Raw genomic sequence first — 26,711 nt, 5'->3', positions numbered from 1 at the left:
TAAGTTGCAAAAAAATTTGTTGTAATCATTTTTTTTTATTTACTTTGCAGTATGTAACTTTAAAACATTCGAATAACTAAACAATTGGGATATTATGAATACAGAACCAGCAAATAAGTGCGGTCTGAAAAGAGAAGATTTTCAGACCACAGTCAATGGCAAGCAGACAGACTTGTTCGTACTGAAAAACAGTAACGGTAATGAGGTTGCCGTAACCAATTATGGAGGCGCCATTGTAGCCATCATGATGCCCGACAAGGACGGAAATTACGCCAATCTTATTCAAGGACATGACAACATACAGGATGTCATCAATTCTCCTGAGCCTTTCCTGAGCGTACTTATTGGCCGCTACGGAAACCGCATCAAGGATGGCAAGTTCACACTCCATGGCAAAGAATACCAGTTGGCTCGCAATGACGGTCCTAACCATCTTCATGGCGGTCCTACAGGATTTCATGCACACGTATGGGATGCCATGCAGGTAAGCAGCAATGCTGTAGTTCTCAAATATGCAAGTCCTTATGGCGAAGAAGGTTTTACCGGTGAGTTGAACGTATGGGTGGCTTATACTTTGACAGATGACGATGAGCTTGTCATCAAGTATCAGGCAACAACCAACAAGTTGACAATTGTCAACCTGACACACCACGCATTCTTCTCTATTCAGGGAATTGCCAACCCAACACCTACTATCGACAACATTATCTGTCAGGTAAACGCAGACTATTATCTCCCTATAGACAAGGTTTCTATCCCTACCGGCGAAATTCTCAAGGTAGAGGGTACTCCTTTCGATTTCCGTACTCCAAAGACCATAGGTCAGGACATCGATGCCGACAACGAACAGATAAAGAACGGACAGGGCTACGACCACAACTTCGTTCTCAATAAGAAAGAGGAAGGCGAGTTGAGTTTCGCAGCAAAGATCAAGGATCCTGTCAGTTGCCGCACAATGGAGGTTTACACCACCGAACCAGGCTTGCAGATGTATACAGGCAACTTCCTGACTGGTATCTCTGGTCAGCATGGCGCCACATTCCCACGCCGTAGCGCTGTTTGCTTCGAGGCACAGAAGTTCCCTGACACACCTAACCATCCATACTTCCCAAGTTGCCGCTTGAAACCAGGCGACACCTACACACAGAAAACTATTTATAAGTTTGGTGTAGAGAAATAACACCTTATTATATATATGGAGCAGGTACTCGAAAAGCGTCTGCTCCATTTTCTCGTTTGAAAAAGCAACCACAATTCCTAAAGAAAATCATATTCTTGAATAACATTCTTAATATAGATTATAATATAGAGCTGTATTCTTTTTTACGATGAGAACAAACCCGGAATAATTAAATAATAACAATATCAACTATCAAACAATTAAAAATGGAAAGCCAAAACAAAAATGGTAATATCATCGCCATCATCACGATGATGTTTCTTTACGCTATGATTTCGTTTGTTACGAACCTGGCAGCTCCTATCGGAGTCATCTGGAAAAATGTATTCGCCGACAGCGGTAGTGCCAACATGATAGGTATGTTGGGTAACGCCATGAACTTCTTAGCTTATCTCTTCATGGGTATACCCGCAGGCAAGTTGCTCACCAAGATTGGTTACAAGAAGACAGCCCTCACAGGTATTGCTACTGGTTTTGTAGGCGTATTCATCCAGTTCATTTCTGGTAAGTTCGGTGCCGATATCTCTGGTTTCGCCGTTTACCTCTTCGGAGCGTTCATCTCTGGTTTCGCTGTATGTATTCTGAATACAGTAGTGAATCCTATGCTGAACCTTCTCGGTGGCGGTGGCAATCGTGGTAACCAGTTGAACCTCATAGGAGGTACACTCAACAGTTTGTCTGGTACTTTAACTCCTATGCTCGTAGGTGCACTTATCGGAACTGTAACAGCCAACACAAAGATGGTAGACGTAAATCTGGTACTTTACATCGCCCTTGCTGTATTCGCAGCAGCCTTCTTCATCTTGATCTTCATTCCTATTCAGGATCCAGAGATGGGCAAGACTACAGACAAGACTGTATTCGAGCACTCACCTTGGGCATTCCGTCACTTCAACCTTGGTGTTCTCGCCATCTTCGTATATGTAGGCGTTGAAGTAGGTATTCCTGGTACATTGAATTTCTACATCTCTGACACTACAGCCAATGGCGGTGGTTTGATCAACGGAGTCGTATTGGCTAATGCTGCCGCTATCGGTGGATTCGTAGCAGGTACCTACTGGCTCTTGATGTTGGTAGGCCGTCTCTGCTCGAGCTTTATCGCTGATAAGGTATCAAGTCGCCAGATGATGATTTTTGCCAATAGTGCCGGCATCATTTTCATCCTTCTCGCAGTTCTTTTGGGTAAGTCTACAACGGTTGAAATGCCTGTATTCACTGGTACTTCCTTCCAGATGGTAACCGTACCTATTGCTGCCATGTTCCTGGTTCTCTGCGGTCTCTGCACATCCATCATGTGGGCATGTATCTTCAATCTTGCTACCGAGGGCCTTGGTAAATATACCGCCCAGGCTTCTGGTATCTTCATGATGATGGTAGTAGGTGGTGGATTAATTCCATTGGTACAGAACTTCATCGCTGATAATGGAGGCTATATGACAAGTTATATTGTGCCTCTCATCTGTATGGCATACATGCTGTTCTATGCTGTAGCTGGCTGCAAGAATGTCAACAAGGATATTCCTGTAGAATAAAAACTACGAAATATGATAGCCCTGAGGTTTTTAATGCCTTAGGGCTTTTATATAACCGACAAATCTTTAATAAACAACTAAAAAAACTTAACTGATTATGGATATTGAAAAAGTAAGAAGCCGCTTCATTAAGCATTTCGACGGCAAAACTGGAAACATTTATATGTCACCAGGTCGTATCAACCTGATTGGTGAGCATACTGATTATAATGGAGGATTCGTTTTCCCCGGTGCAGTAGACAAAGGTATCATGGCTGAAATCCGTCCTAACGGAACTAACACTGTCATGCTCTACTCTATCGACTTGAAGGACCGTGTGGAGTTCAAGGTAGACGACCCAGAGGGTCCACGTGCTTCATGGGCACGCTATATCTATGGTGTATGTCAGGAAATGAAGGCTTTGGGCGTAGATGTGAAAGGCTTCAATGCGGCCTTCTATGGTGATGTGCCTCTCGGTGCTGGTATGTCTTCTTCTGCTGCTCTTGAGAGTTGTTTCGCCTTTGCCTTGAACGACTTGTTTGGTGACAACAAGATTTCTAAGTGGGATCTTGTCTTGGCAGGTCAGGCTACAGAACATAAATATGTAGGTGTCAACTGCGGTATCATGGACCAGTTTGCCAGCGTATTCGGAAAGGAAGGCAAACTCATGCGTCTCGACTGCAATAGCCGCGAATTTGAGTACTTCCCATTCGAACCAAAGGGCTACAAACTCTGTCTGGTCAACTCTAAGGTAAAACACGAGTTGGCGGGATCACCATACAACGACCGTCGTAACTCTTGCGAGAACGTGGTAAAGCATATTGCTGCCAAACATCCTGAAGCCAAGTTTGAGACCTTGCGCGACTGCACATGGGAACAACTTGAAGAGGTCCGTGCAGAAGTGGGCGAAGAAGACTACAGCCGTGCTCATTTCGTATTGGGCGAAAAAGACCGCGTGCTGGCAGTATGCGATGCTCTTGAGAAAGGTGACTACGAAACTGTTGGTCAGAAGATGTACGAGACACACTATGGTCTGAGCAAAGAATACGAGGTTAGTTGTGAGGAACTTGACTTCCTGAATGACGTAGCCAAAGAGAATGGTGTAACAGGCTGCCGTATTATGGGTGGTGGCTTCGGAGGCTGTACCATCAACCTTGTAAAGGATGACATCTACGATAAGTTCATTGCAGATACAAAAGCTAAATTTGCAGCCAAATATGGTCATGAACCTGAAGTTTATCCTGTCATCATCTCTGAAGGATCACACAAGGTTTGCTAACAACAACTACTTTTCAAATAAATACATTATTATATATAGCGATTATATCAAGATTTTATAATTAACGATTATATCACTCAAATAAGAGCAAGTTCTTTAATAAAACAAGGACTTGCTCTTTTATTTTATACAAATAGTGTTAAAGACACACTTTACCTGAAAAATACTTTAGCAAAAATGATACAACTTTAAAATAATTAATGTAATTTTACACCCAAGACAAAATGGCAACTAATACAGTACCTTAAAATGTCGTGTAGTATCACTCAGTGTGCCAGACAAGAATTCCATAGAATCATAACATATTATTATAAACATGACTCAATTTTATAAAGAATATACTAAAGTCTTCGTCGCTGTTGACTGCATCATCTTCGGTTTTGACGGAAAGAACCTTCAAGTATTAATAGGTAAACGCAAGATGGACCCAGGAAGAGACGAATGGTCCCTCTATGGTGGATTCGTAGGACAACACGAAAGCCTCGAAGAAGCTGCCAACCGTGTCATTCTCGACCTGACAGGTATGAAAAACCTATACATCAGACAGGTAGGAGCATTCGGCAATATAGACCGTGACCCGGGCGAACGAGTTATATCGGTTGCCTATTGTACCCTCATCAATGTGGTAGACTATGACGACAAGCTCAGAGAACGACATGGTTTGGAATGGGTAAGCCTTAAGGACTTGCCCCAGCTCTACGCCGACCACAACCAGATGATACAAGATGCCATCAGCCAGATACGCCGACGCATCAACACAGAACCTTTGAGTTTCAAACTTCTGCCCAATCTGTTTACCCTCACCCAACTGCAACATGTTTTCGAGGCGGTGATGGACGAAGAGATTGACAAGCGCAACTTCCGTAAACGTATCAAGGATATCGACTTCATAGAAAAGACCGAACTGATAGACAAAGCTGGCTCACGACGCGGAGCTGCTCTCTATCGCTTCAACAAGAAAGCTTACGCACAGGATCCTTCGTTTAAACTCAAGTAAACCTTTATTTGCTTGGATAAAAAGAGAATTGTCTAAACTCCTTAACCCAACTCCCTAACTCAATAATTTACGATATTTCAATAAAAAAACATAAGAAACGATGTTAGAAGAATTAAAAGAAAAAGTATTCAAGGCCAATCTTGACCTTGTGAAGCATCACCTCGTTCTCTTCACCTGGGGCAATGTGAGCGCAATCGACCGCGAGAAAGGTCTTGTTGTCATCAAACCATCAGGAGTGAGTTACGAAACAATGAAGGCAAGCGACATGGTGGTAGTTGACTTAGCCACAGGAAAGGTAGTGGAAGGCGATCTCAACCCTTCATCCGACACTCCTACCCACCTGGTATTATATCGTGCTTTCCCTGAATTGGGAGGTGTCGTACACACCCACTCCACCTATGCCACAGCCTGGGCTCAGGCAGGTTTGGACCTCCCTAATATCGGCACCACTCATGCCGACTATTTTCACGACTGCATACCTTGCACCGACGATATGACTGCCGACCAGATGGCAGAATACGAACACAATACAGGAGTGGTTATTGTAGACCGCTTCAAGAAGGGAAACATCAATCCTGTTCATACCCCAGGCGTATTGGTAAAGAACCATGGTCCTTTCACTTGGGGCAAGGATGCCGACGAGGCTGTTTATCATGCAGTAGTGGCAGAACAGGTTGCCAAGATGGCGTTCATCTCTTTCACGGTAAACAAGAATACCACCATGAACCCTCTGCTCGTAGAGAAGCACTTCAGCCGCAAACATGGGCCCAATGCATACTACGGACAGAAAAAAAAACTAATAAACTAAACAACACCCTCAAAACGTCAAGCCTTCCGTATTCAAGGATGCCAAAATAAGTAAAAAAGCGCTAAAAGTGAAAATTCCGGCAAAATCTATTGTTGTTTTAAAAATAAAATAGTATATTTGTGGAAAAATTCAAAATCACAAGTAAGACCATACAAAATATTTAATACAATTTGTGTTTATGAACGACATTAAAGTTATGAATCATGCAGCCGATAATATCCGTATTCTGGCTGCTTCTATGGTAGAAAAAGCTAACTCTGGTCACCCAGGTGGTGCTATGGGTGGTGCAGACTTCATCAACGTACTCTTCTCTGAGTTCTTGGTATACGACCCATCAGACCCAACATGGACAGGCCGCGACCGTTTCTTCCTCGATCCTGGTCACATGAGCCCTATGCTCTATGCAGGTTTGGCCATGCGTGGCTTCTTTACCTTGGACGACCTTCAGCAATTCCGTCAGTGGGGTTCTGTAACTCCAGGACATCCAGAGCTCGATGTAGCTCGTGGCATTGAGAACTCAAGCGGTCCATTGGGTCAGGGACATGCCATTGCAGCTGGTGCTGCCGTAGCCGAGAAGTTCCTTGAGGCACGTTTGGGCTCTACCATGATGCAGCACAAAATCTATGCATACATCTCTGATGGTGCCGTAGAGGAGGAAATCTCTCAGGGTGTAGGCCGTATTGCAGGCAACCTGGGTTTGAACAACCTCATCATGTTCTACGACTCCAACGATATCCAGCTCTCTACAGAGTGTGGCGTTGTGATGACCGAAAACACCGAGATGAAGTATAAGGCATGGGGATGGAATGTCATCAAGATTAATGGCAACGACGTAGCTCAGATTCGTGAAGCCCTCACAGCAGCTCAGCAGGAGCAGGAGCGTCCTACCCTTATCATTGGTAAAACCGTGATGGGCAAGGGAGCCTTGCGTGCCGATGGTACAAGCTATGAGGCTTGCATCAATACTCATGGCGCTCCTCTCGGTGGAGATGCCTATACCAATACTATCAAGCACCTCGGTGGAGACCCTGAGAATCCATTCGTTATCTTCGACGATGTAAAAGAACTCTACGCCAAGCGTGCCGAGGAGTTGAAGAAGATTGTTGCCGAGCGTAAGGCTGCCGAGGCAGAATGGCGCAAGGCCAACCCTGAGAAGAGCGCCCAGATGGATGAATGGTTCTCTGGCAAGGCTCCAAAGGTAGACTGGAGCAAGATAGAACAGAAGGCAGGTTCTGCCACCCGTGCAGCATCTGCTGCTTGTTTGGGTGTTTTGGCAGAACAGGTTCCTAATATGATCTGCGCTTCTGCCGACCTCTCTAACTCCGACAAGACCGACGGCTTCCTCAAGAAGACCAAGAGCATGGTACGTGGTGACTTCTCTGGAGCTTTCTTCCAGGCTGGTGTAGCCGAACTTACCATGGCTGATATGTGTATCGGTATGATGCTTCACGGTGGCGTGATAGCAGCAATGGGTACATTCTTTGTATTCTCCGACTATATGAAACCAGCTATTCGTATCGCAGCCTTGATGCAGGTTCCTGTCAAGTTCATCTGGACTCACGATGCATTCCGTGTGGGTGAGGACGGACCTACCCACGAGCCTGTAGAGCAGGAGGCACAGATTCGCTTGATGGAAAAGTTGAAGAACCATGCCGGCAAGGACAGTGTACGCGTATTCCGCCCAGCTGATGCCGACGAGACAACAGTTTGCTGGAAGCTCGCTATGGAGAACATCGATACTCCTACAGCGCTCATCTTCTCTCGCCAGGGCATAGCCAAACTGCCAGAGGGCAACAACTACGAGCAGGCAGCCAAGGGTGCCTATATCGTGGCTGGCAGCGACGAGAATCCAGATGTTATCCTTGTAGCAAGCGGTTCTGAGGTTTCTACATTGGAGGCTGGTACTGAGGCTTTGCGCAAGGACGGTATCAAGGTACGCGTGGTAAGTGCTCCTTCAGAGGGCTTGTTCCGCAGCCAGAGCAAGGAATATCAGGAGAGCGTATTGCCTAAGAACGCCAAGATCTTCGGTATGACAGCAGGTTTGCCTGTCACACTCGAGGGACTGGTTGGTGCCAACGGCAAGGTATTCGGCTTGGAGAGCTTTGGCTTCTCTGCCCCATACAAGGTGCTCGATGAGAAATTGGGATATACAGGCGAGAATGTCTACAAGCAAGTGAAGGCATTCTTGGCAGAGTAAATAACTTAAAACGTAATGATTATGGAAGTAAAGACAGTAGGATTGGCCAGCGACCACGCAGGTTTTCCAATGAAGCAATTCGTTTTGCAGTATTTAGAAAAGAAGGGTTATCCTGTTAAGGATTATGGCACATATAGCGACGAAAGCGTAGACTATCCTGATTTTGCCCATGCTTTGGCAGAAGGCATTGAGAATGGAGATGTCTATCCTGGTATCGGTATCTGCGGCAGCGGTGAAGGTATGGCTATGACTCTTAACAAGCACCAAGGTGTACGTGCGGGCTTGGCTTGGAACAAGGATATCGCCCAACTTATCCGCCAGCACAATGATGCCAATGTCATCGTGCTTCCTGGACGTTTCATTGACAACAAGACTGCCGAGGCTATCCTCGACGAGTTCTTCAAAGCTACCTTTGAGGGTGGCCGTCACGAGCGTCGCGTCAAGAAAATACCTCTGCAGAAATAACCTCTGAACAGAGAAATGAATTTAGAAAATGATGTATGAGTCACATGGTGGCTTATGCATCATTTTTTTGTTTATCATCCCTTCGAGGTACAGCTCTTGTTGCCAGACTTTTTTACAAGTTTACTATCAACCCATAACATTATCATGACAATAGCATATACGCCATCAAAATCTTGTGCAAAAAGTTGGAACTTATAAAAAGATTTTGTAACTTTGCGCCAAAACAATATAATAACGATTAATTATATGAGAAAAAAATTACTACGTTTGTCACTTGCTTTCTTGGTAAGTGTAATGCCGGCACTCCCTATGCTGGCACAGATTCCCGAAGGCTATTACAGTTCACTCAAAGGCAAAAAAGGCGCTGAACTGAAGACGGCTATATGGAAAATCATCAAAAATGCCAAAGTACTTGAGTATGGTTCTGGCGACCAAAGTACGTGGTGGGGATTCTATGTTACTGATGTTACTGATGACGGCTATTGCATAGACCGATATTCACCCAGAAATAGTTGGCAGAAATACGGCAGACGCGGTTCCAGTATCAGTGGTATGAATATAGAACACTCCTTTGCACAAAGCTGGTGGGGCAAAGGAGATTGTAATCTAAAAAAGGACTTATTCAATATTATGCCTTGCGAGCAAAGGATAAACTCCAGTAAGGGCAACCGAGGCATGGGTGTGGTTACGAAAGTGACCAACACCAATGGTGCTACCAAAGTAGGAAGCGGAGCTAATGGACTATCTTTATGGGAGCCTGCCGACGAATGGAAAGGAGACTTTGCCCGTGGATATATGTACATCGTAACAGCTTACGAGGATTATGCCAACAAATGGACCTCTGAAGGCAAAAACTCACTATATAATAACACCTACCCCACTCTTAAAGAATGGGCATACAAGCTCTATATCCAGTGGGCTAAGGCCGACAAGCCAGATGCTTTAGAGATCAAACGCAACAATGATGTAGCTAAGATTCAGAAAAACCGAAATCCTTACGTTGACTTCCCTAACTTGATGGAATATGTATGGGGCGACAGCACCAACACAGCCTTCAATCCTGAGACTACAGTCAAATCTTCAAGCTACGTGAATGGCGAAGGCGGAGGCGGTGGCTCTATCGACCCAGACCCCAACCCTGACGCTACCGAGGTGAATGTCTATCAAGCCACCTTCACCTCAAATGATGGCGGATGCAAGGAGAACATCGTAAGCAATAGCAGTCCTAATCCTCAAATATGGAAATGTGACCCTCAATATGGATGGAAGGGAACAGCTTATAATAATGGTAGCAAATACGAAGCAGAAGCAACTCTTTCGCTACCAGAGGTAGACTTAACCGACTATGATGATGCTAAGCTCACCATCAGTCAGGCTGTCAACTTTGCAGACAGCAAAGCACTGGACTATCTCTCTATCTTAGTAAGAAGTGTAGAACCAGAAGATGGTGCTGTAGATATCTCGCCATTGTCAGACTTTAAGGTTAAAGAATCAAACTATTGGATATTCTATGATTTCACATTCGACCTGTCCCACTACTGTGGAACAAAGTCAACAATATTCTTCCGTTACACCAGTGATGACAATATGTGCTGCACCTGGGAAATCAAGAAGGCCACCATCACAGGAACCAAGAATTCGACAGGCATTAAGGAAACGACAACAGAGCCAAAAGACTTCATCGACTTCTCTAAGCCTTACGATGTTTACAGCATCGACGGAAGAAAGTTGACTCCTTCGCAAACCAATGCCAACAGCATCGTCATCATACGCCAAAACAGCAAGGTGATAAAGATGAGAATCAGATAAACTCGATGCTAAGGACAGCTACACCTTATTATATATTAAGGTATAAAGGCTAAAAGAACCATAAGGTTCCATACAAGAAGTTAAAAAAACATAAAGCGACAACAATATCGGGCGCAAGATTGCTCTAATTCACAGAAAATGAGTAATTTTGCGCCCGATTTATATTTATTCACATAAAGTCTAACTTTATTAATTTAAAATTTAATTATTATTTTTATGTCAGATTTAAAGAACGTAAAGCCATTGGACGACTTCAATTGGGACGAGTTCGAGAATGGCGGCAACGCAAACGTCAGCAAAGAGGACCTCGAGAAGGCCTATGACGAAACCCTTAACAAGGTAAGCGAGCACCAGGTAGTAGAAGGTACAGTTATCGCTGCCGACAAGAAGGAAGTTATCGTAAACATCGGTTACAAGAGCGACGGTATCATCCCAGCTTCTGAGTTCCGTTACAACCCAGACCTCAAGGTAGGCGACAAGGTTGAGGTTTACGTAGAGAACCAGGAGGACGCTAAGGGTCAGTTGGTACTTTCTCACAAGAAGGCTCGCTTGAGCAAGTCTTGGGAGCGTGTTAACGCAGCTCTCGACAACGAGGAGGTTATCCAGGGTTACATCAAGTGCCGCACTAAGGGTGGCATGATTGTTGACGTTTTCGGTATCGAAGCTTTCTTGCCAGGAAGCCAGATCGACGTTCACCCTATACGCGACTACGACGTATTCGTAGGCAAGACAATGGAGTTCAAGGTTGTAAAGATCAACCAGGAGTTCCGCAACGTTGTTGTTTCTCACAAGGCTCTTATCGAGCAGGAGTTGGAGGCACAGCGTAAAGAGATCATCAGCAAGCTCGAGAAGGGTCAGATCCTCGAAGGTACCGTTAAGAACATCACTTCTTACGGTGTATTCGTTGACCTCGGTGGCGTAGACGGATTGATCCACATCACAGACCTCTCTTGGGGCCGCGTAAGCGATCCACACGAGGTTGTAGCTCTCGACCAGAAGATCAACGTTGTTATCCTCGACTTCGATGAGGAGAAGAAGCGTATCGCTCTTGGTCTGAAGCAGCTCACTCCACATCCATGGGATGCTCTCGATGCTAACCTGAAGGTGGGCGACCACGTGAAGGGTAAGGTAGTCGTTATGGCTGACTACGGTGCTTTCGTAGAGATCGCTCCTGGTGTAGAGGGTCTTATCCACGTATCTGAGATGTCTTGGAGCCAGCACTTGCGTTCAGCTCAGGACTTCATGAAGGTTGGCGACGAGGTAGAGGCAGTTATCTTGACTCTCGACCGCGCTGAGCGTAAGATGAGCTTGGGTATCAAGCAGCTGAAGGAAGACCCATGGGAGACCATCGAGGTGAAATATCCTGTAGGCAGCAAGCACACAGCTAAGGTACGCAACTTCACTAACTTCGGTATCTTCGTAGAGCTCGAGGAAGGTGTTGATGGTTTGATCCACATCTCTGACCTCTCTTGGACCAAGAAGGTTAAGCACCCATCTGAGTTCACAACAGTAGGTGCTCCTATCGACGTAGTAGTTCTCGAAATCGACAAGGAGAACCGTCGTTTGAGCCTCGGCCACAAGCAGTTGGAGAAGAACCCATGGGATGAGTATGAGGCAATCTACACTCCAGGTTCTGTACACAAGGGTACTATCACAGAGTTGATGGACAAGGGTGCCGTTATCACACTCGCTGAGGGTGGTGAAGGCTTCGCTACTCCAAAGCACCTCGTTAAGGAAGACGGCAGCCAGGCTAAGAAGGGCGAGGAGCTCGACTTCAAGGTAATCGAATTCGTTAAGGAGACTAAGCGTATCATCCTCTCTCACTCTCGTACATTCGAGGAGGGCAAGGACGATGTTAAGACAACAGCTCCACGCAAGCACAACAACGGTGGTGCACGCAAGAACGAGGCAGCAGCTATCAACAACGTAGCAGCTGGTACTTCTCTCGGTGACATCGATGCTCTTGCTAAGCTCAAGGCTCAGATGGAGGGCAAGGCTTAATCATCAGCCTGTCTTCTGCATAAGTTGAATCATAATAGATATCACTTATAAATACCAAGGACCGGTTCTCTTCCGAGAACTGGTCCTTTTTTTTATCCCAATCATATATTCATTCCTTTAAGGCTATTGACCATCACTTTCAATGCCGAAGAGAGTGATAAACTTCTCCAACTACTATAATTTCCGAGCTTGCTAAAATTCAAGACATACTATATAAATGTTTTCTTTAGCCTATAAAATCTCTGTTCAAAAGCTTTGAACAGAGATTTTAAGGTGGTTTAACGATTTTAGTTGTGTGGTTTAACGATTTTAGTTGAATAGTATTAAAATTACTACTTTATGGCTATAGGGTGTGCTGAGTAGTTACCTTTTTCCTTTAAACATCCTTTTTCCTTTAAACAAGAATCTTGTTATCCATTTGATTATCAAACATATAATAAACTCCTATTTTATGGATCTTTTTACTCCAAATGCATCTTTTTCTTGAAAAACATTTGCACAATCTCAGTTTTTGTCGTAACTTTGCAGGCGAAAAATTTGGAACATAAATTTGAGAGAAATACAATTTTAGAATATGAAAAAGTTATATACAATAGTTTCACTGATGCTATCATCTCTTAGCATCATGGCCACAGATTTTAAAGATTGTTCTATGGCCATCAAATCCAACATCAGTACTAACATTGAGAAGAGTAATACTACTGTCTTTATTAATGGAAATACATTTTCTATCAATGGGTTGAAATACGACAACACTGACCTCGGCAATGTAGAACTTACCAATCTTCAGGTTATTAATGGCTATAGCGATGGCACCATGGTCTATGCCACCTCAGAGCCACAATATATCACTATTGGAGGAGAAAAGGTTGCTGCCAACTTCCGTGGTGAGGTACGCAACAGCAAATTCCGCGGCATTCTCAATTTGACAATCAATGGCAACAACTATATCGCCATGATTGGTGATAAAGCAGACGAGTTAGGACAGTTGCCAAATGCTGGGTTCGAGAACTTTCATGATGCGTCAGGTACAAAAGAACCTAACGGATGGCACTCTTTCAAGACTTGTACAGGCAGTCTAAGTGGTACTGCTGGCAAAGCTAACAATACCTTTATAGAGTCTAAAGAAAAGCATTCTGGTACTAATTGCGTGAAGGTACAATCAGACATATTAAGTGTTTTAGGTTTTATCAAACAACCAGCCAACGGAACCATGACGACAGGTCGCCTATATGCAGGTAGCACCACAGCCAACAATACTGCCAACAACTCAACGATGGACTTTGCTGCAACAGACAAAGATGGCAATGGAGATCCCTTCTACCCCATTTTCACCACCAAGCCAGATGCCATGACGGTATGGGTGAAGTTCAAAGGCAATGTCAAAGACTACCCTAACGCCACTGTGAAGGCAATTCTTGCAAATGACAAAGTACAAGATCCAGAAAAAGATGATTACAAGAAAAATGTCATTGCACGAGCAGCAAACGCGCAGATTAAGAGCAATAATTTTGCATGGCAGGAACTCAACATCCCATTTGAATACGCAAACAAAAATACCCCTAAGGGTGTGCTCGTAACGATTTCTACCAACGCAGAAGCAGGTAAGGCAAGTTCTGATAAGAAAAATCTGGATGTTATCTATGTAGACGATATCGCAATGATATACAACTCAGGTCTGAAATCAGCCCAGTATAAGAATACCAACCTCTCGTTTACAGACAACAAAACTGCTATCGAGATTGAGGGTAAGGCAAACGAAGCAGACTTCAGCATCGCCTCAGACGGTGAGGGAGCATACATCAGCAAGGTTCTGAAAACCAACGAAAGCGAAACAGGAAAGTCAACCCTGTATATAACCATTACCTCTAACGATTTGCAGAAATCCAACTGTTTCGAGGTTGCCATCACAGATAAGACTGCTACAGGTATCTTCAACATCAAAAGCGACAGCAACGCTACATCATCTACCCTGTACAATCTTGCAGGACAGCAAGTTTCCAACAGCTACAAGGGCATTATCATTAAGAATGGTAAGAAGTACATCAACAAATAAGACACCATATACGTTTGAGAAGCAAGGGATGCAATTAGCTTTGCATCCCTTGTTCGATATAGGCATAAATAAACTTACTTTCATCTATAGTCCTCATTTTTGAGAAATTTTTAGAAAACATTTGGTTAGTAGCTTTTTTTATCGTAACTTTGCACGCGATATATTACAAGTTTAATTTATATGAGATTAATCAAATTAGCAGTAGCCTCCATGCTACTCAGCATATCGCTTACTTCTTGTTTCAAAGATGAGCCCGAGAATGCTGAGTGCGATATAGAACAGGCTTACATCACCACAGATGATTATAAAACCATGTTTTTCTATGCCTCTGATGCACAAGTAGATGTACCATCAGACGACAAAGAGATTCACTTTACCGTGCGCTCCAGTGCCGACCTGACAGCTATAGCTCCTCAATTCAAATTGACCGAAGGAGCAACCATCTCTCCAGAGAATGGCAGTGTACACGATTTTTCAGACCCTTCCAATCCTGTAGAGTACACGGTAACTTCTGAAAACGGAAAATGGAGCCGTACTTACAAGGTATATTTTGACGTGTTGCAAGAAATAGAAGGAGCAAAAGTATGCGATTTCTCCAACTACAAGTTGAGCAATGACAGCAAATACTTCGTTTGGTACGATAAGGTAGACGGAAAGGAACTCCGCAACTGGGCAACAGGAAATCCTGGCTTTAAGATAAGCAACGGCAGCGCTAATTGGGACGAGTACCCAACAGTACCTACCTCAGACGGTGAAGAACATAAGAACTGTGTCAAGTTGACAACCCGTCGCACCAGTTCGCTTGCCGACATGGTAAAAATGCCAATAGCAGCAGGCAACCTTTTCATAGGAACATTCGATGCCTCCAATGCACTTAAGGATGCAATGAAGGCCACACACTTTGGTTTGCCATTCAGTTTTAAGACCAAGCCCATCTACTTTAGCGGTTATTACAAATATCTTCCTGGAGAAAAGTTCACCAACCGCAGCATGAAGGAAATAAAAGACCGTATTGATGAAGGAACCATCTATGCTGTTTTATACGACAATCACGACAAGAATGGAAAGGCAGTCGTCCTGCATGGTGATGACGTGCAGACGAGTCCACAAATTGTAGCCATTGCCATCTTGCCAAACATCGGAAAGACAGAAGAATGGACATACTTCAATATCCCATTCAACTACAAGAAAAATATAGATGCCGAGAAGCTTACCAATGGCGGTTATAGTCTGGCCGTTGTATGCTCATCAAGTGTGGACGGAGCCATTTTCCAAGGAGCAATAGGCAGTACACTATGGGTAGACAAAATTATTGTAAAATGTGAAGATGCCAACTAATCAAATGAAAAAATATACATTATCATTTCTTTTCCTGCTGGTTGTCATAAACAGCCATGCATGGAATGCTATCAAACTGTTGCACAACTATAACTATTATGCCAGATTTGGTTATAATCTGGGCGGAACAGCACCAGTTGGCATGCCCGCTTCTATCCGTTCACTCGACAGCTACAGCATCCGTCCCAACTTCACGCTTGGTGTAGACGCCCATCATCCCTTTACCGACAAATGGGGAATCATGTTTGGACTTCATTTCGAGAACAAAGGCATGAAAACAGATGCTACCGTCAAGAACTACCACATGAAGATAACACGTGGCAACGAGGAGTTGGAAGGTATGTTTACCGGAAGTGTAGTAACCAAAGTAGACCAAAGTCTTGCTACGATCCCCGTACAAGCCACCTACGATATCAGCAAAAAGGTACGTGTCAAGTTAGGTCCTTACTTCTCGTATGTCACCTCACACAAGTTCAGCGGTTACGCCTACAATGGTTACATCCGTGTAAGAGAGGATGGACATCCTAAAGACGACCCAACAGGACAGAAAGTAGAACTTGGCAATGGCGACGGTTCGCGTGGTGACTATGATTTCTCTACAGACATGCGTAACTGGCAGTTTGGTATCGATGCAGGTGCCGACTGGTATATCACCAAACGATGGGGAGCTTCGGTAGGACTGACATGGGGTCTCTCGGAGATATTCAAAAAAGACTTTGATGTTATCGAACAACCTCTCTACCCCATCTACGGAACTATAGGCATTATTTATCAATTAAAATAATTTTAAACTTAGAAGAAAATGAAGAAAAATCTATTCTATTTCTTATTGGCAGCACTCTGCACAATAAGTTTCACAGCGTGTGGCAGTGATGACAATGGTGATGGCGAAAATGGTGGCTTCACCGAGTTGGAACACGTATGGAGCCTTGAGCCTACAGTAATGTATGACGAGTCAGGCAATGTAACCACTAACCCTGACGATGCCGTAAAATACACAGGCTCAGTCCAGGTAACTTGGGATTGCCCTGAAGGAACAAGCCTCGAGTGGGGTGAAGGCGAAAATAAAATGCAACTTCCTGTTGCCACCATTAAGCAACTTGCCGAGAATATGGGCAACGCAAATTTGCCATCAGTTCTCAAAAGCGTAGAGTTCAAGTCTAATGGCCAGATTGTAGCAGTGTACAAGGATGCAGCAACCACTTCTACTGCTAACAATGGTTGGAAGACCGCATCAGACTATGCTACCTACAAGAAGGTAAACAACAACAAGATTCTTGTTTTCCTCAATACAGCCAAGGTAACAGAAGGTATGGAGGCTGACGAGAAAGCAGCCCTCACTGAAGTACTCAAAATATTCAAAGACGGTATTCCTGTCAATATTCGTTGGAGTGCTAACAACACCAAGGCATACTTCTTCGTTGATAAGACATTCGCCACTTCTTTGTTAGACAACCAGACACTCAAGGCTATGTTGGATCGCCTCGGCAACACTGATGCTGAAACAAATAGTACTGTTATAATGATCAAGGCTATTGTAAATTCAGCAAAGGACGTTATGAACAAGACTACAAAATTTGAGGCAGGCTTGGAACTGATGCAGTAATCACATCCCCTACTCTCAAATAAATATAGCGGGAGACAAACGAACAGGTTTCGTTTGTCTCCCGTTTGTTGTATATATCAATCTGATTTGATCTTTAGCAAGTTTAGAACTTGCGAAAATTCAGTTACATAACTATTGTCAGAAACACTTTTTTCAGTAAAAACTTTGTAAAGTCTGAATTTTAAGCTAACTTTGCAAAAGATATGTAGAACTAAACTTTATCAGCGAATGAAACATTACGACATAAACAAAGATATGCGTTATCTGCAACTATTGGCACAATCGTTCCCGACAGTGGCAGAAGCCAGCACAGAGATTATCAACCTGCAAGCCATTCTCAACCTTCCTAAAGGCACAGAACACTTCCTGGCTGATATCCACGGCGAATACGAGGCTTTCCTACATGTACTGAAAAACGCATCGGGAAACATCAAGCGAAAGGTGAACGAGCTCTTCGGCAACACCTTGCGCGAAGCTGAAAAACGCGAACTCTGCACACTCATCTACTACCCAGAGCAGAAACTGGAACTGGTAAAGCAAAACGAATCAGACATCAACGACTGGTACCACATCACACTGCACCAGTTGGTGGCAGTATGTCGTGATGTGTCGAGCAAATACACCCGCTCGAAGGTGAGAAAGTCGCTACCCTGCGACTTCTCTTACATCATACAGGAACTCCTGCACGAACATACCGAAGACCACGACAAGACAGCTTATGTCAACGTCATCGTCGACACCATCATATCGACAGGACGTGCCGACGACTTCATCATCGCCATAGCCAATGTGATACAGCGGCTTGCCATAGACCAGCTGCACATCCTGGGCGATATCTACGACCGTGGACCTGGAGCCCACATCATCCTCGACAAGATGCGCCACTATCACAGTTGGGATATACAATGGGGCAACCACGATGTACTCTGGATGGGAGCTGCCGCAGGTAATGATGCCTGCATTTGCAATGTGATCCGTCTGAGCCTGCGCTATGCCAACCTCTCCACCTTGGAAGAAGGCTACGGCATCAACCTTATCCCCCTGGCTACTTTTGCCATGGAGGCCTACAAGGATGATGAATGTGCAGAATTTATGCCCAAGATGAGTGGTGGCGCAGCTGCCATAGACGAGAAGACCAAGCGCCTGACATCCCAGATGCACAAAGCCATTGCCATCATCCAGTTTAAGATAGAGGGACAACTCATCGCAAAGCATCCCGAATGGAAGATGGACAAGCGCCGACTCTTCGAACACATCAACTATGAGAAAAAGGAAATAGAGATAGACGGTAAGATCTACCCCATGACATCGTGCCACTTCCCTACCATCAACCCCGCCTCTCCCTACGAACTCTCGTCAGAAGAAGAGTTGCTGATGGCAAAGTTGCACCACTCGTTCATGGTATGCGAAAAACTGCACAAGCACATCAAGGTAATGCTGCAGCACGGCTGCATGTACACCATCATCAACGACAACCTGCTCTTCCACGCATCGTGCCCACTCAATGAGGACGGTTCGCTGAAAGAGGTAGAGATATTCCCTGGCAAGAAGTTCGCAGGCCGCGACCTCATGCACCAGACTGGCATGCAGATACGCACAGCCTTTCAGGCTGACTCCGACCCTAAAGAGCGCGAATACGCCATCGACTACTTCATCTACCTATGGTGCGGTCCTGACAGTCCTCTCTTCGACAAGAGCAAGATGGCTACCTTTGAGCGCTACTTCATCAACGACAAAGAAACCCATAAGGAGGAGAAAGGCTATTACTTCCTCTTGCGTGACGACGAGCAAGTCATCGACCATATCATGGATGCCTTTGGAGTGACTGGTCCTAACCGCCATATCATCAACGGACACGTGCCCGTACGCACCACCAAGGGCGAGAATCCCATCAAAGCCAATGGCAAGCTGATGGTGATAGACGGAGGTTTCTCGAAAGCATACCACAACGAGACGGGTATTGCCGGCTACACCTTGGTTTATCACTCCCGCGGTTTCCAGTTGGTACAGCACGAACCCTTCACCAGTACAGAGGATGCCATCCTGCGAGGCACCGACATCAAGAGCACCACACAGATTGTGGAAATGTCGAACCGACGCATGCTCGTGGCAGATACCGACATAGGCAGGGAGTTGCGCAAGCAAATTGCCGATCTGGAAGAACTGCTGTATGCCTATAGACATGGCTTCGTGAAAGAATCGGAAAGAAAGAAATAATAAAGAAATCCGCTGCAAATCATCGATTTGCAGCGGATTGTTGTTATGTAGTCGATAGGGGAATCGAACCCCTATGCCAAGATTGAGAATCTTGTATCCTAACCATTAGATGAATCGACCTCAATAAAAAAGCCTGCACGGGTCTCACGACTGATGTAGGCGAATACCATGAAAAACACTGTAGTCGATAGGGGAATCGAACCCCTATGCCAAGATTGAGAATCTTGTATCCTAACCATTAGATGAATCGACCAAAATTGCACTCACGAAAATCAGCTTGCGGAAGGTGGGGGATTCGAACCCCCGGTACGGTAAACCCGCACGTCAGTTTAGCAAACTGGTGGTTTCAGCCACTCACCCAACCTTCCTTGTCGGACTCGTTAACCGAACTCAAGCATCATTTCTCAAATGCGAGTGCAAAGGTAACGCTTTTATTTCATTCCACCAAATTTTTCGGCAATTATTTTTCAAATATTCTAATTTTCGCCTGTAAACTGGCCTATGAAGTAGATAGAGCCGCTGCGAACATCGGTTATCATATAGACGAAAGGATGGTCAGCATGGAACACTACTCTACGTGGTTCGGGCTGCAAGGAAGTCATCATGACGGTGGCAGCAGTTACGGCTGCAGCCTTGGTTCCCTCTTCGCTCACCTCAATCTTTGCCTTCTGGAGCATCTTGGATACAAAGACATTGCCCTCGGCAAACTTACTGAAGTTGGCCTTACCAGAATCAAACATGCTTGGAGCACCCAAGTTGCTGACGATCTCATTGAGCGGGAGTTCCAGTTCGGTGGTGAAACGTGGCAACTTAAGGTCTACCACACACTCTTCCATCTGTCCGCTGACAGCAGCCAGTTTCTCTGCATCAAGCGATTTCATCATCTCGTCGATAGACTTGCCCTCATGTGGCAGCAAGACGGTCATCGCATAGGCTCCATTGCCATAAGGAAGGTTGATGGCCGAGAACAGTTGATTGTCGGCAAAGAAATACTTGCCCGCACGGTGCATCATGTTCACGCGCTTGATGTCGCGAGTATAGCCCCTGAAGTTCTCCAGCTTGGTTTCGCTCTTCTTGAACTTCTTCTCCCAGCTGCCATTAAAGTAGATGGCGTTCATGATGTACGAGATGGCATTGGCGTCCACCTGATCGATAATAGTAGGAATCATGCCGTCGGTATGCTTCTTACACCAGTCGTTGATATGGGCTGTAGTCTTGCTACTACTGAAGTCAAGCGACTCTATGCCTGCCTGATAGTTGGCAGACACCGTCTTGGCGAACTCATTCTTCAAAACATAATGCTTGTTGAGCGCGATATAGTTGGCAATATTGACTGTGGTAGAAGGGTCAGCCTTAGCAGCATACTGCATCATGCTGCGACTGAAAGCGTTCAACTCGTCGAGAGTCATATCACCCTCACATCCCAAAGCCTTCAGTATCTCCTGCTGTGTCTGTCCGTCGGCACCATTGGCAAGCATGCCCATGAGGTAGGTGAGACTCAGCGGCGAGATGACCTTGGAGTCGAAACCAGCCACCTGCGAGAAGAAATTGAGTGCAAACTGATTGTTCTTCTTGACGAATGCCTCCTGAGCATCAGAAAGAACGAGATATTCCGGATCCATATTCTCCGCGTTACCTTTAGAAGCTTCCAAACTGGTGGTGCCTTCATGCACCTGGTTTTGTGCTTTCTTGCTTGTGCTGCAAGATGTGGTCAGCGCCATTGCCATAGCTGCGAGAGCCACTGTTGTCATTTTCTTGTTCATCATTATAATCTCTTATTTGTTGTTTTTACCTGATTAAACACCACTATGACAAAATCATTGCACGCCACCCGTGGCTTTTAACCGACATTAACAAAAAAGAGTAGAAGAATGAGCACCACCCTCCTACTCTTTTACCTTTTTTTTTACCTTTAAAAGGCAGCAAGGCACTTTTTTACCTTTTTACTTTTTTACCTTTTTACTTTTTTACTTTTCAACAAACTTATCTCCAGTCTGCTTGATGAGCTCCTTGGCATATTTCTCAGGATAGCCAGGGCGTACAGGACGAGCACCCAGTCCCTCCTTGGTACGTACGAAGTTACCATCCTTGTCGGTAGGCTTGATGATCATGTCGTTGTATTTCACCACCATGAATTGGAAGAGCTGCTTCCAACGTGTCAGCATCTGCTGAGCCTTCTCGATGCCATAATCGTTGAGATACTTGACTGCCTGCTGAGGATTCTGCGCATAGAGTTCCTGTGCCTTTGCCTCCACCTCTTTCTGGGCGGCAAAATAACTATTGTCAAGACTGTCGCGCACCTCCTTCAATGAAGGGAACAGCTGGCTGTAACGAGGATAAACCATATTGCTTGTCATATTGCAAACCCAATAGGCGTTCTTGTCACTGAAGGTAACAGCGTCGGCACCAGGTGTGTTGTAGCACTCTGGCTGAATGGTAGAGCTGCAATAAACAGGTGTGAAAGCCACCATGTTGGCATCATCGTTGCCAAACCAGAGCACACCGCCAATCTCGCGAGGCAACCAAGAGCGCATCTGACTTACATAGACGAAGCCACTCTGCTGTGTGCTTGTAGGACGCTCGTTGAAGCACTGCTTGCCATCCACCTTGAATGAAAGTGGTGTAGGACGATAAGGCATCTGCCAGATACCGCCACCCAAGTCGTCACCATCGGCTACCGAAAGCGGAGTGCCCTCATAATGATCGCGCATGCAAGCCTCCATATCCTGTACACTCACCTTGCGGTCGGGTACTATCCAGAGAGGCATGTCCTCTGCCTGAGGATTCTTGCCAAGCGCCCAAGGCAGGTAACGGCTCATGTCCTTGAAATGATTGAAGAAAGCCCAGGCACGCGCATCACAGAAGCGACGACCCGAGAAATCGGGCTTGGCATAAGCCATCTTCCAAGAGAAGTCGGCATCCTTGCCTTTATACCAGCCCTTGCTGCGTGCAAAATCCACCACATCCTTGGCATACATCACATTATGCTTATCCTTCATGTTGAACTTACCGATACGACTCTGGTTGGCATGAGCACAGATGGCATCATCAGGAATACGCTGAGCCACCCATACTACTCCCTTACTGCCGGCTCCCTTGCCCATCATCTCCATGATCCAAGCTTCGTTGGGATCGCAGATAGTGAAGGTCTCACCCTCTGAGTTGTAACCATAGGTATTGGCCAATGTAGTCATCACCTTGATAGCCTCGCGGGCTGTCTTGGAACGCTGCAAGGCAATATAGATAAGCGATCCATAATCGAGAACACCTGTAGAGTCGACCATCTCCTCGCGACCGCCATAGGTAGTCTCGCCAATGGTAACCTGCCACTCATTGATATTACCTATTACATTATAGGTCTCTGGCGCCTCTGGTATTTCGCCATGATACTTGTTGGTATCCCAGTCGTACACCTTGCGCATGGTTCCCTTGGCATGCTTGGCAGCTGGATAATGACAAAGGCTCTGGAACATACCATAATCGTCAGCACTGTAAGAACAGAGCACAGAACCATCTGCAGATGCCTTCTTGCCCACAATGAAATTGGTGCAGGCATCTGCCTCTGAGACACCGCCCACCAAAGCTGCAGCCATCAAGGCCGAAGCAAAAATTTTATTCATAAAATTACACCTTATTATATATATAAGGAGTTAGGAAAAACTCCCAACTCCTCAAGAATATTGTACTATAGAACAAAAAGAAAAGCATAAAGAGTCCTCCCTCTTCGTTCTTCTTCACTCTAAATCTTCAATTACTTACTCGCAGGCCTTGAAACTCATGTCCAATCCCTTCACGCTATGGGTAAGCGCACCCACAGAGATAAAGTCAACTCCCTGCTCGGCATAGTCGCGGATGGTGTCGTAAGTAATGCCGCCTGATGACTCCGTCTCGTACTTGCCGGCGATGATGTCCACTGCCTTCTTGGTATCAGGCACAGAGAAGTTGTCGAGCATGATACGGTTGACACCACCGTGCTTCAACACCTGGTCGAGTTCGTCGAAGCTGCGAACCTCAATCTCTATCTTCAGGTTGAGTCCCTTCTCCTTCAAGTAAGCATGACAACGGTCGATAGCGTTGTCGATACCACCAGCGAAATCGACATGATTATCCTTGAGAAGTATCATATCGAAGAGACCGATACGATGATTCATTCCTCCACCTATCTTCACAGCCTGCTTCTCAAGCATACGCAAACCTGGTGTGGTCTTACGGGTATCGAGAACATGTGTCTTTGTTCCCTCCAGACGCTTCACATACTTGGCTGTCATAGTAGCAATACCACTCATGCGCTGCATGATGTTGAGCATCAGTCGCTCTGTCTGAAGCAAAGAACGGATTTTTCCCTCTACCACCATGGCGATATCACCCTTCTTGACAGGAGTACCGTCCTGCATGAGCACCTCCACCTTCATGGTTGGGTCGAAACGTGCAAACACTTTCTTGGCTACTTCCACACCTGCCAAGATGCCATCTTCCTTGATGAGCAGATGGCTCTTACCCATAGCATCCTCTGGAATACAGCAGAGAGTGGTATGGTCACCGTCACCAATATCCTCAGCGAAAGCCAAGTCTATCAATTTGTCTTCTAACTGATCTACGCTTAACATAATCTATCGTTTTAGTTTTATTGATTACTCTTTGTTTATAATTGAACTACCGGATAAGAGGAGTGAAGGAGTGAAATCTCTATACTCCCAATCGATGTCCATGATGATAAGCTCTGAGGCGTCCGGCTTCGTCAGCCTTGACTTCTATCACGCCTCCAAGCCATTCTGTCATGGGCTGTTCGTGCCAAAAGGGAAAAGTCCTTGCCACAACACCCCTGTCGGACAACTCAACGATTCCTTGTTCTATGGCCGTTCCATCTTCCAGGACGATCTGATGAGCTGCATATCTCTTCATTCTCTCACTTCCGTTTGATTGGCTGACATTTGAACAGCTACCTATTTGATAGCCTTGACATCCACCTTCTCTATTTTCTTTAGTTCTCGAGGAGCGATAAGCTTTCTGTTGACAGCAGGAGTTGGCTTCAGAGGCATGTCGGCCTTGCGGGAAACTGTCTTTGAAGAAACCGACTCATCAGCCGGTTTCACAGTTTCTGCCGGAGTATTGACGCCGGGCTTACCCATACTGTCCTTGTCAAACCTGTCGGCATTACCCGATGATACATTAACGGGCTGTACTGGCTTCTTGTGCATCTTGATCATGCGGATATGATCCAGAAACATCAGTTTGAGCGTTGTTGCCGAACTGAAGTCGTTGGAGAAGTCACCACTGTTGAGCAAGAAGAATCCCTTGACACTCTTGATACCAAGCGTATCACGATCCTCCACCTGCATGGAGTAATGCTGAGAACTCTGTACATGAACTACCTGCGAGGCGATACTGTCGTTACTGAACTGAACCGCCAAAACAGCCAGTCCGTCACGTATACCATCCTGATAAATGAAATGCGACTCAAAATCGAGCATGATACAGTCACCCTTATGGAAAGACGTGTCTGCCTTCACCTCGAAATTATAATAGTTGAGTGGCTTGGCTGTCATGAACACCAATGATTGCGCACCACGCCAGATGTTGGTAGTGTCGCCCGAAGAAGCCAAATCGCCAAAGCGGCTCTGGTCGCTGGCATCTGCACCCAACGACACAGCCTCATCGTTGAGCCGGTCGCTAAGGTTCTTGTAGATGGTGTACATCTTGTCGGTATGGCGCATGTAGTAAACCATAGAAGAGTCGAACTCTGCCGATGTCACATCATGCTTTCGCAGCACGGCATCCTTGTAGATAAAGCGCTGCGTCTCATCGCCACCCTCATTCTGAACCATGGCCAAGGCGAGATGATAGTCATAAAGAATATCCTCCATCTTGCCCTGCGACAATACGTCATCGGGCAGGCTGGGCTTACACCCCGTAAGCGACATACAGCATGCCGACATCAAGAGAGCCAATACCCACAGAGTCTGCTTCATTTTCATCATGCCTTTTCCTCCTCATTCTTCGTGTCTAAATTCTCCTTATTCTTATCCGAAGTTTCTTCCTTCTTGTCCGTAACCTCCTCCTTCTTACCTAAAGCCTCCAACTCCTTACGACAGAAGAGCAAGAGAGAGACGATACCTACCGTGACACAAGCGTCGGCAAAGTTGAATACCGGATCGAAGAACGTAAACTCGCTTCCTCCACAAAACGGGAACCACGAAGGCCATGTAAAGGTGAAGAAAGGAAAACGGAACATATCGACCACCTTACCCATCATAAATGCTGAGTAACCTTGACCAAAAGGTACAAATTTGGCTACATAGAAAGGTTCGGAAGGAGTGAATATGAGACCATAGAACATAGAGTCTATCATATTGCCAATGGCACCCGTGGTAACCAGCGCCACCATATAGATATACAGCAGGCGATGGGTTCCGGCCTTGATGATGTTGCGCAGATAGCACAGCAGGACAATGATGGCAACAGTACGAACCAAACTCAGCGTGAGCTTGTTGATAAACGACATGCCCCATGCCATACCATTGTTCTCCACGAAATCTATAAAGAACCAGTCTGTAACACGAACAGACTCACCAAGGTAAAAGTGGGTTTTGATATATAGCTTGATTATCTGGTCAATAACCAGCAATATCACCACCATTGCCGTGACGAGCCATCCTGTATGAATTTTACATTGCTTCATTTATTAATAATTGAACTTTGGCAAGTTCAGAAGTTATAAAAGTTAAAGAAGTTATCACTCCCTTCAATCGTTAGAAGTTATAGCCAATAGCCTTGATGTTTTATTTCAAGTGCTCTAAAGCATTTGTCTAACTCCTTTAACTTTTTTTACTTCCCTGTTTGCGAAAGTTGAGTTAATGCTTTCTGGCTTGCTTAGAAGCGACACTCAACGTAGCATGCGGAACAGCCCGGAGACGCTCTTTAGGAATCAACTCTCCTGTCTCACGGTCTATACCGTAAGTTTTGTTCTTGATGCGAATGAGAGCGGCCTCCAACCCCAAGATGAATTTCTGCTGGCGCTGTGCCATCTGGATAATCTCCTCTTTGCTCTGAGCCTCACTACCCTCCTCCAAAGCCTTGTAGGTGGGTGATGTATCAATGATGTCATTACTGTTTGAATGATTGAGCTGTGCCATCATTTCCTCATAATTGGCTCGTGCCACTTTCAGTTTCTCGTTTATGATGTCGCGGAACTCCTCGAGCTCCTCATCACTGTATCTTTTCTTTTCGCTTGCCATAGATATTAAGTA

Annotated in this window: 21 protein-coding genes and 3 tRNA genes; 14 read left to right on the top strand and 10 right to left on the bottom strand. The window is 45.4% G+C overall.

Annotated elements, in window-relative coordinates; all coding sequences use genetic code 11:
• Positions 1 to 94 precede the first annotated feature (94 nt).
• From P3T48_RS04530 to P3T48_RS04465, 14 genes are all read left to right on the top strand, one after another.
• Positions 95 to 1,180, top strand: coding sequence for an aldose epimerase family protein (locus tag P3T48_RS04530; protein ID WP_022252759.1), 1,086 nt, complete (start codon positions 95 to 97; stop codon positions 1,178 to 1,180).
• 206 nt (positions 1,181 to 1,386) lie between these two features.
• Positions 1,387 to 2,712: an MFS transporter gene (locus P3T48_RS04525; RefSeq protein ID WP_276505808.1), complete on the top strand. Its 1,326-nt coding sequence runs from the start codon at positions 1,387 to 1,389 to the stop codon at positions 2,710 to 2,712.
• Positions 2,713 to 2,809: 97 nt separating this feature from the next.
• The gene (galK, locus tag P3T48_RS04520; RefSeq protein WP_022252757.1) at positions 2,810 to 3,970 is read left to right on the top strand and encodes a galactokinase; all 1,161 of its coding nucleotides are present in this window, start codon (positions 2,810 to 2,812) and stop codon (positions 3,968 to 3,970) included.
• A 316-nt stretch (positions 3,971 to 4,286) separates the two neighbouring features.
• A complete protein-coding gene (locus P3T48_RS04515; RefSeq protein ID WP_276505807.1) occupies positions 4,287 to 4,967 on the top strand; it encodes an NUDIX hydrolase in 681 nt (226 codons plus the stop codon).
• Positions 4,968 to 5,067: 100 nt separating this feature from the next.
• On the top strand, positions 5,068 to 5,775 hold the full coding sequence (locus P3T48_RS04510; protein ID WP_276505805.1) for an L-ribulose-5-phosphate 4-epimerase: 708 nt from the start codon (positions 5,068 to 5,070) through the stop codon (positions 5,773 to 5,775).
• A 178-nt stretch (positions 5,776 to 5,953) separates the two neighbouring features.
• Positions 5,954 to 7,972 carry a transketolase family protein gene (locus tag P3T48_RS04505; RefSeq protein ID WP_276505804.1) on the top strand — a complete coding sequence of 673 codons (2,019 nt, stop codon included), beginning with the start codon at positions 5,954 to 5,956 and terminating at the stop codon, positions 7,970 to 7,972.
• Positions 7,973 to 7,993: 21 nt separating this feature from the next.
• Positions 7,994 to 8,437, top strand: a complete 444-nt coding sequence (gene rpiB, locus P3T48_RS04500) for a ribose 5-phosphate isomerase B (protein ID WP_022252752.1) — start codon at positions 7,994 to 7,996, stop codon at positions 8,435 to 8,437.
• Between the two features lie 246 nt (positions 8,438 to 8,683).
• Entirely contained in the window at positions 8,684 to 10,246 is a 1,563-nt protein-coding gene (locus tag P3T48_RS04495) for an endonuclease (protein WP_276505803.1), read from the top strand.
• Positions 10,247 to 10,462: 216 nt separating this feature from the next.
• On the top strand, positions 10,463 to 12,247 hold the full coding sequence (gene rpsA / locus P3T48_RS04490; RefSeq protein WP_022252750.1) for a 30S ribosomal protein S1: 1,785 nt from the start codon (positions 10,463 to 10,465) through the stop codon (positions 12,245 to 12,247).
• A gap of 574 nt (positions 12,248 to 12,821) precedes the next feature.
• On the top strand, positions 12,822 to 14,303 hold the full coding sequence (locus P3T48_RS04485) for a hypothetical protein (protein WP_276505802.1): 1,482 nt from the start codon (positions 12,822 to 12,824) through the stop codon (positions 14,301 to 14,303).
• A gap of 180 nt (positions 14,304 to 14,483) precedes the next feature.
• Positions 14,484 to 15,641 carry a PCMD domain-containing protein gene (locus tag P3T48_RS04480; RefSeq protein WP_276505801.1) on the top strand — a complete coding sequence of 386 codons (1,158 nt, stop codon included), beginning with the start codon at positions 14,484 to 14,486 and terminating at the stop codon, positions 15,639 to 15,641.
• 4 nt (positions 15,642 to 15,645) lie between these two features.
• Positions 15,646 to 16,425 (top strand): porin family protein, encoded by a 780-nt coding sequence (locus P3T48_RS04475; RefSeq protein WP_276505800.1) that lies wholly within the window; start codon positions 15,646 to 15,648, stop codon positions 16,423 to 16,425.
• A gap of 18 nt (positions 16,426 to 16,443) precedes the next feature.
• Positions 16,444 to 17,247, top strand: a complete 804-nt coding sequence (locus P3T48_RS04470) for a hypothetical protein (RefSeq protein WP_276505799.1) — start codon at positions 16,444 to 16,446, stop codon at positions 17,245 to 17,247.
• A gap of 228 nt (positions 17,248 to 17,475) precedes the next feature.
• On the top strand, positions 17,476 to 19,464 hold the full coding sequence (locus P3T48_RS04465; protein WP_276505798.1) for a fructose-1,6-bisphosphatase: 1,989 nt from the start codon (positions 17,476 to 17,478) through the stop codon (positions 19,462 to 19,464).
• Positions 19,465 to 19,512: 48 nt separating this feature from the next.
• On the opposite strand, the gene P3T48_RS04460 is transcribed toward P3T48_RS04465, so the two are convergent.
• The 10 genes from P3T48_RS04460 to P3T48_RS04415 form a co-directional block, all read right to left on the bottom strand.
• Positions 19,513 to 19,584 (bottom strand) — tRNA-Glu (locus P3T48_RS04460).
• Between the two features lie 61 nt (positions 19,585 to 19,645).
• Positions 19,646 to 19,717 (bottom strand) — tRNA-Glu (locus P3T48_RS04455).
• A 27-nt stretch (positions 19,718 to 19,744) separates the two neighbouring features.
• Positions 19,745 to 19,832 (bottom strand) — tRNA-Ser (locus P3T48_RS04450).
• A 108-nt stretch (positions 19,833 to 19,940) separates the two neighbouring features.
• Positions 19,941 to 21,230, bottom strand: coding sequence for a serpin family protein (locus P3T48_RS04445; protein WP_276505797.1), 1,290 nt, complete (start codon positions 21,228 to 21,230; stop codon positions 19,941 to 19,943).
• A 201-nt stretch (positions 21,231 to 21,431) separates the two neighbouring features.
• Positions 21,432 to 23,084, bottom strand: a complete 1,653-nt coding sequence (locus tag P3T48_RS04440; protein ID WP_276505796.1) for a dipeptidase — start codon at positions 23,082 to 23,084, stop codon at positions 21,432 to 21,434.
• Between the two features lie 135 nt (positions 23,085 to 23,219).
• Complete coding sequence (nadC, locus tag P3T48_RS04435) at positions 23,220 to 24,071, bottom strand: carboxylating nicotinate-nucleotide diphosphorylase (protein ID WP_276505795.1); 852 nt, start codon at positions 24,069 to 24,071, stop codon at positions 23,220 to 23,222.
• Positions 24,072 to 24,150: 79 nt separating this feature from the next.
• Positions 24,151 to 24,366: a hypothetical protein gene (locus P3T48_RS04430; RefSeq protein WP_276505794.1), complete on the bottom strand. Its 216-nt coding sequence runs from the start codon at positions 24,364 to 24,366 to the stop codon at positions 24,151 to 24,153.
• 41 nt (positions 24,367 to 24,407) lie between these two features.
• Positions 24,408 to 25,442: a DUF4296 domain-containing protein gene (locus P3T48_RS04425; protein ID WP_276505793.1), complete on the bottom strand. Its 1,035-nt coding sequence runs from the start codon at positions 25,440 to 25,442 to the stop codon at positions 24,408 to 24,410.
• Positions 25,439 to 26,143, bottom strand: coding sequence for a lipoprotein signal peptidase (locus P3T48_RS04420; RefSeq protein WP_276505792.1), 705 nt, complete (start codon positions 26,141 to 26,143; stop codon positions 25,439 to 25,441). The genes P3T48_RS04425 and P3T48_RS04420 overlap by 4 nt, the downstream gene beginning before the upstream one ends.
• 172 nt (positions 26,144 to 26,315) lie before the next feature.
• Positions 26,316 to 26,699, bottom strand: a complete 384-nt coding sequence (locus P3T48_RS04415; RefSeq protein ID WP_022251627.1) for a TraR/DksA family transcriptional regulator — start codon at positions 26,697 to 26,699, stop codon at positions 26,316 to 26,318.
• Positions 26,700 to 26,711: the final 12 nt, after the last annotated feature.

The organism is Segatella intestinalis (genome assembly GCF_029348455.1).
In the GTDB taxonomy this organism is placed as follows: Bacteria; Bacteroidota; Bacteroidia; order Bacteroidales; family Bacteroidaceae; genus Prevotella.
This window is presented reverse-complemented; position numbering and strand designations above follow the sequence as displayed.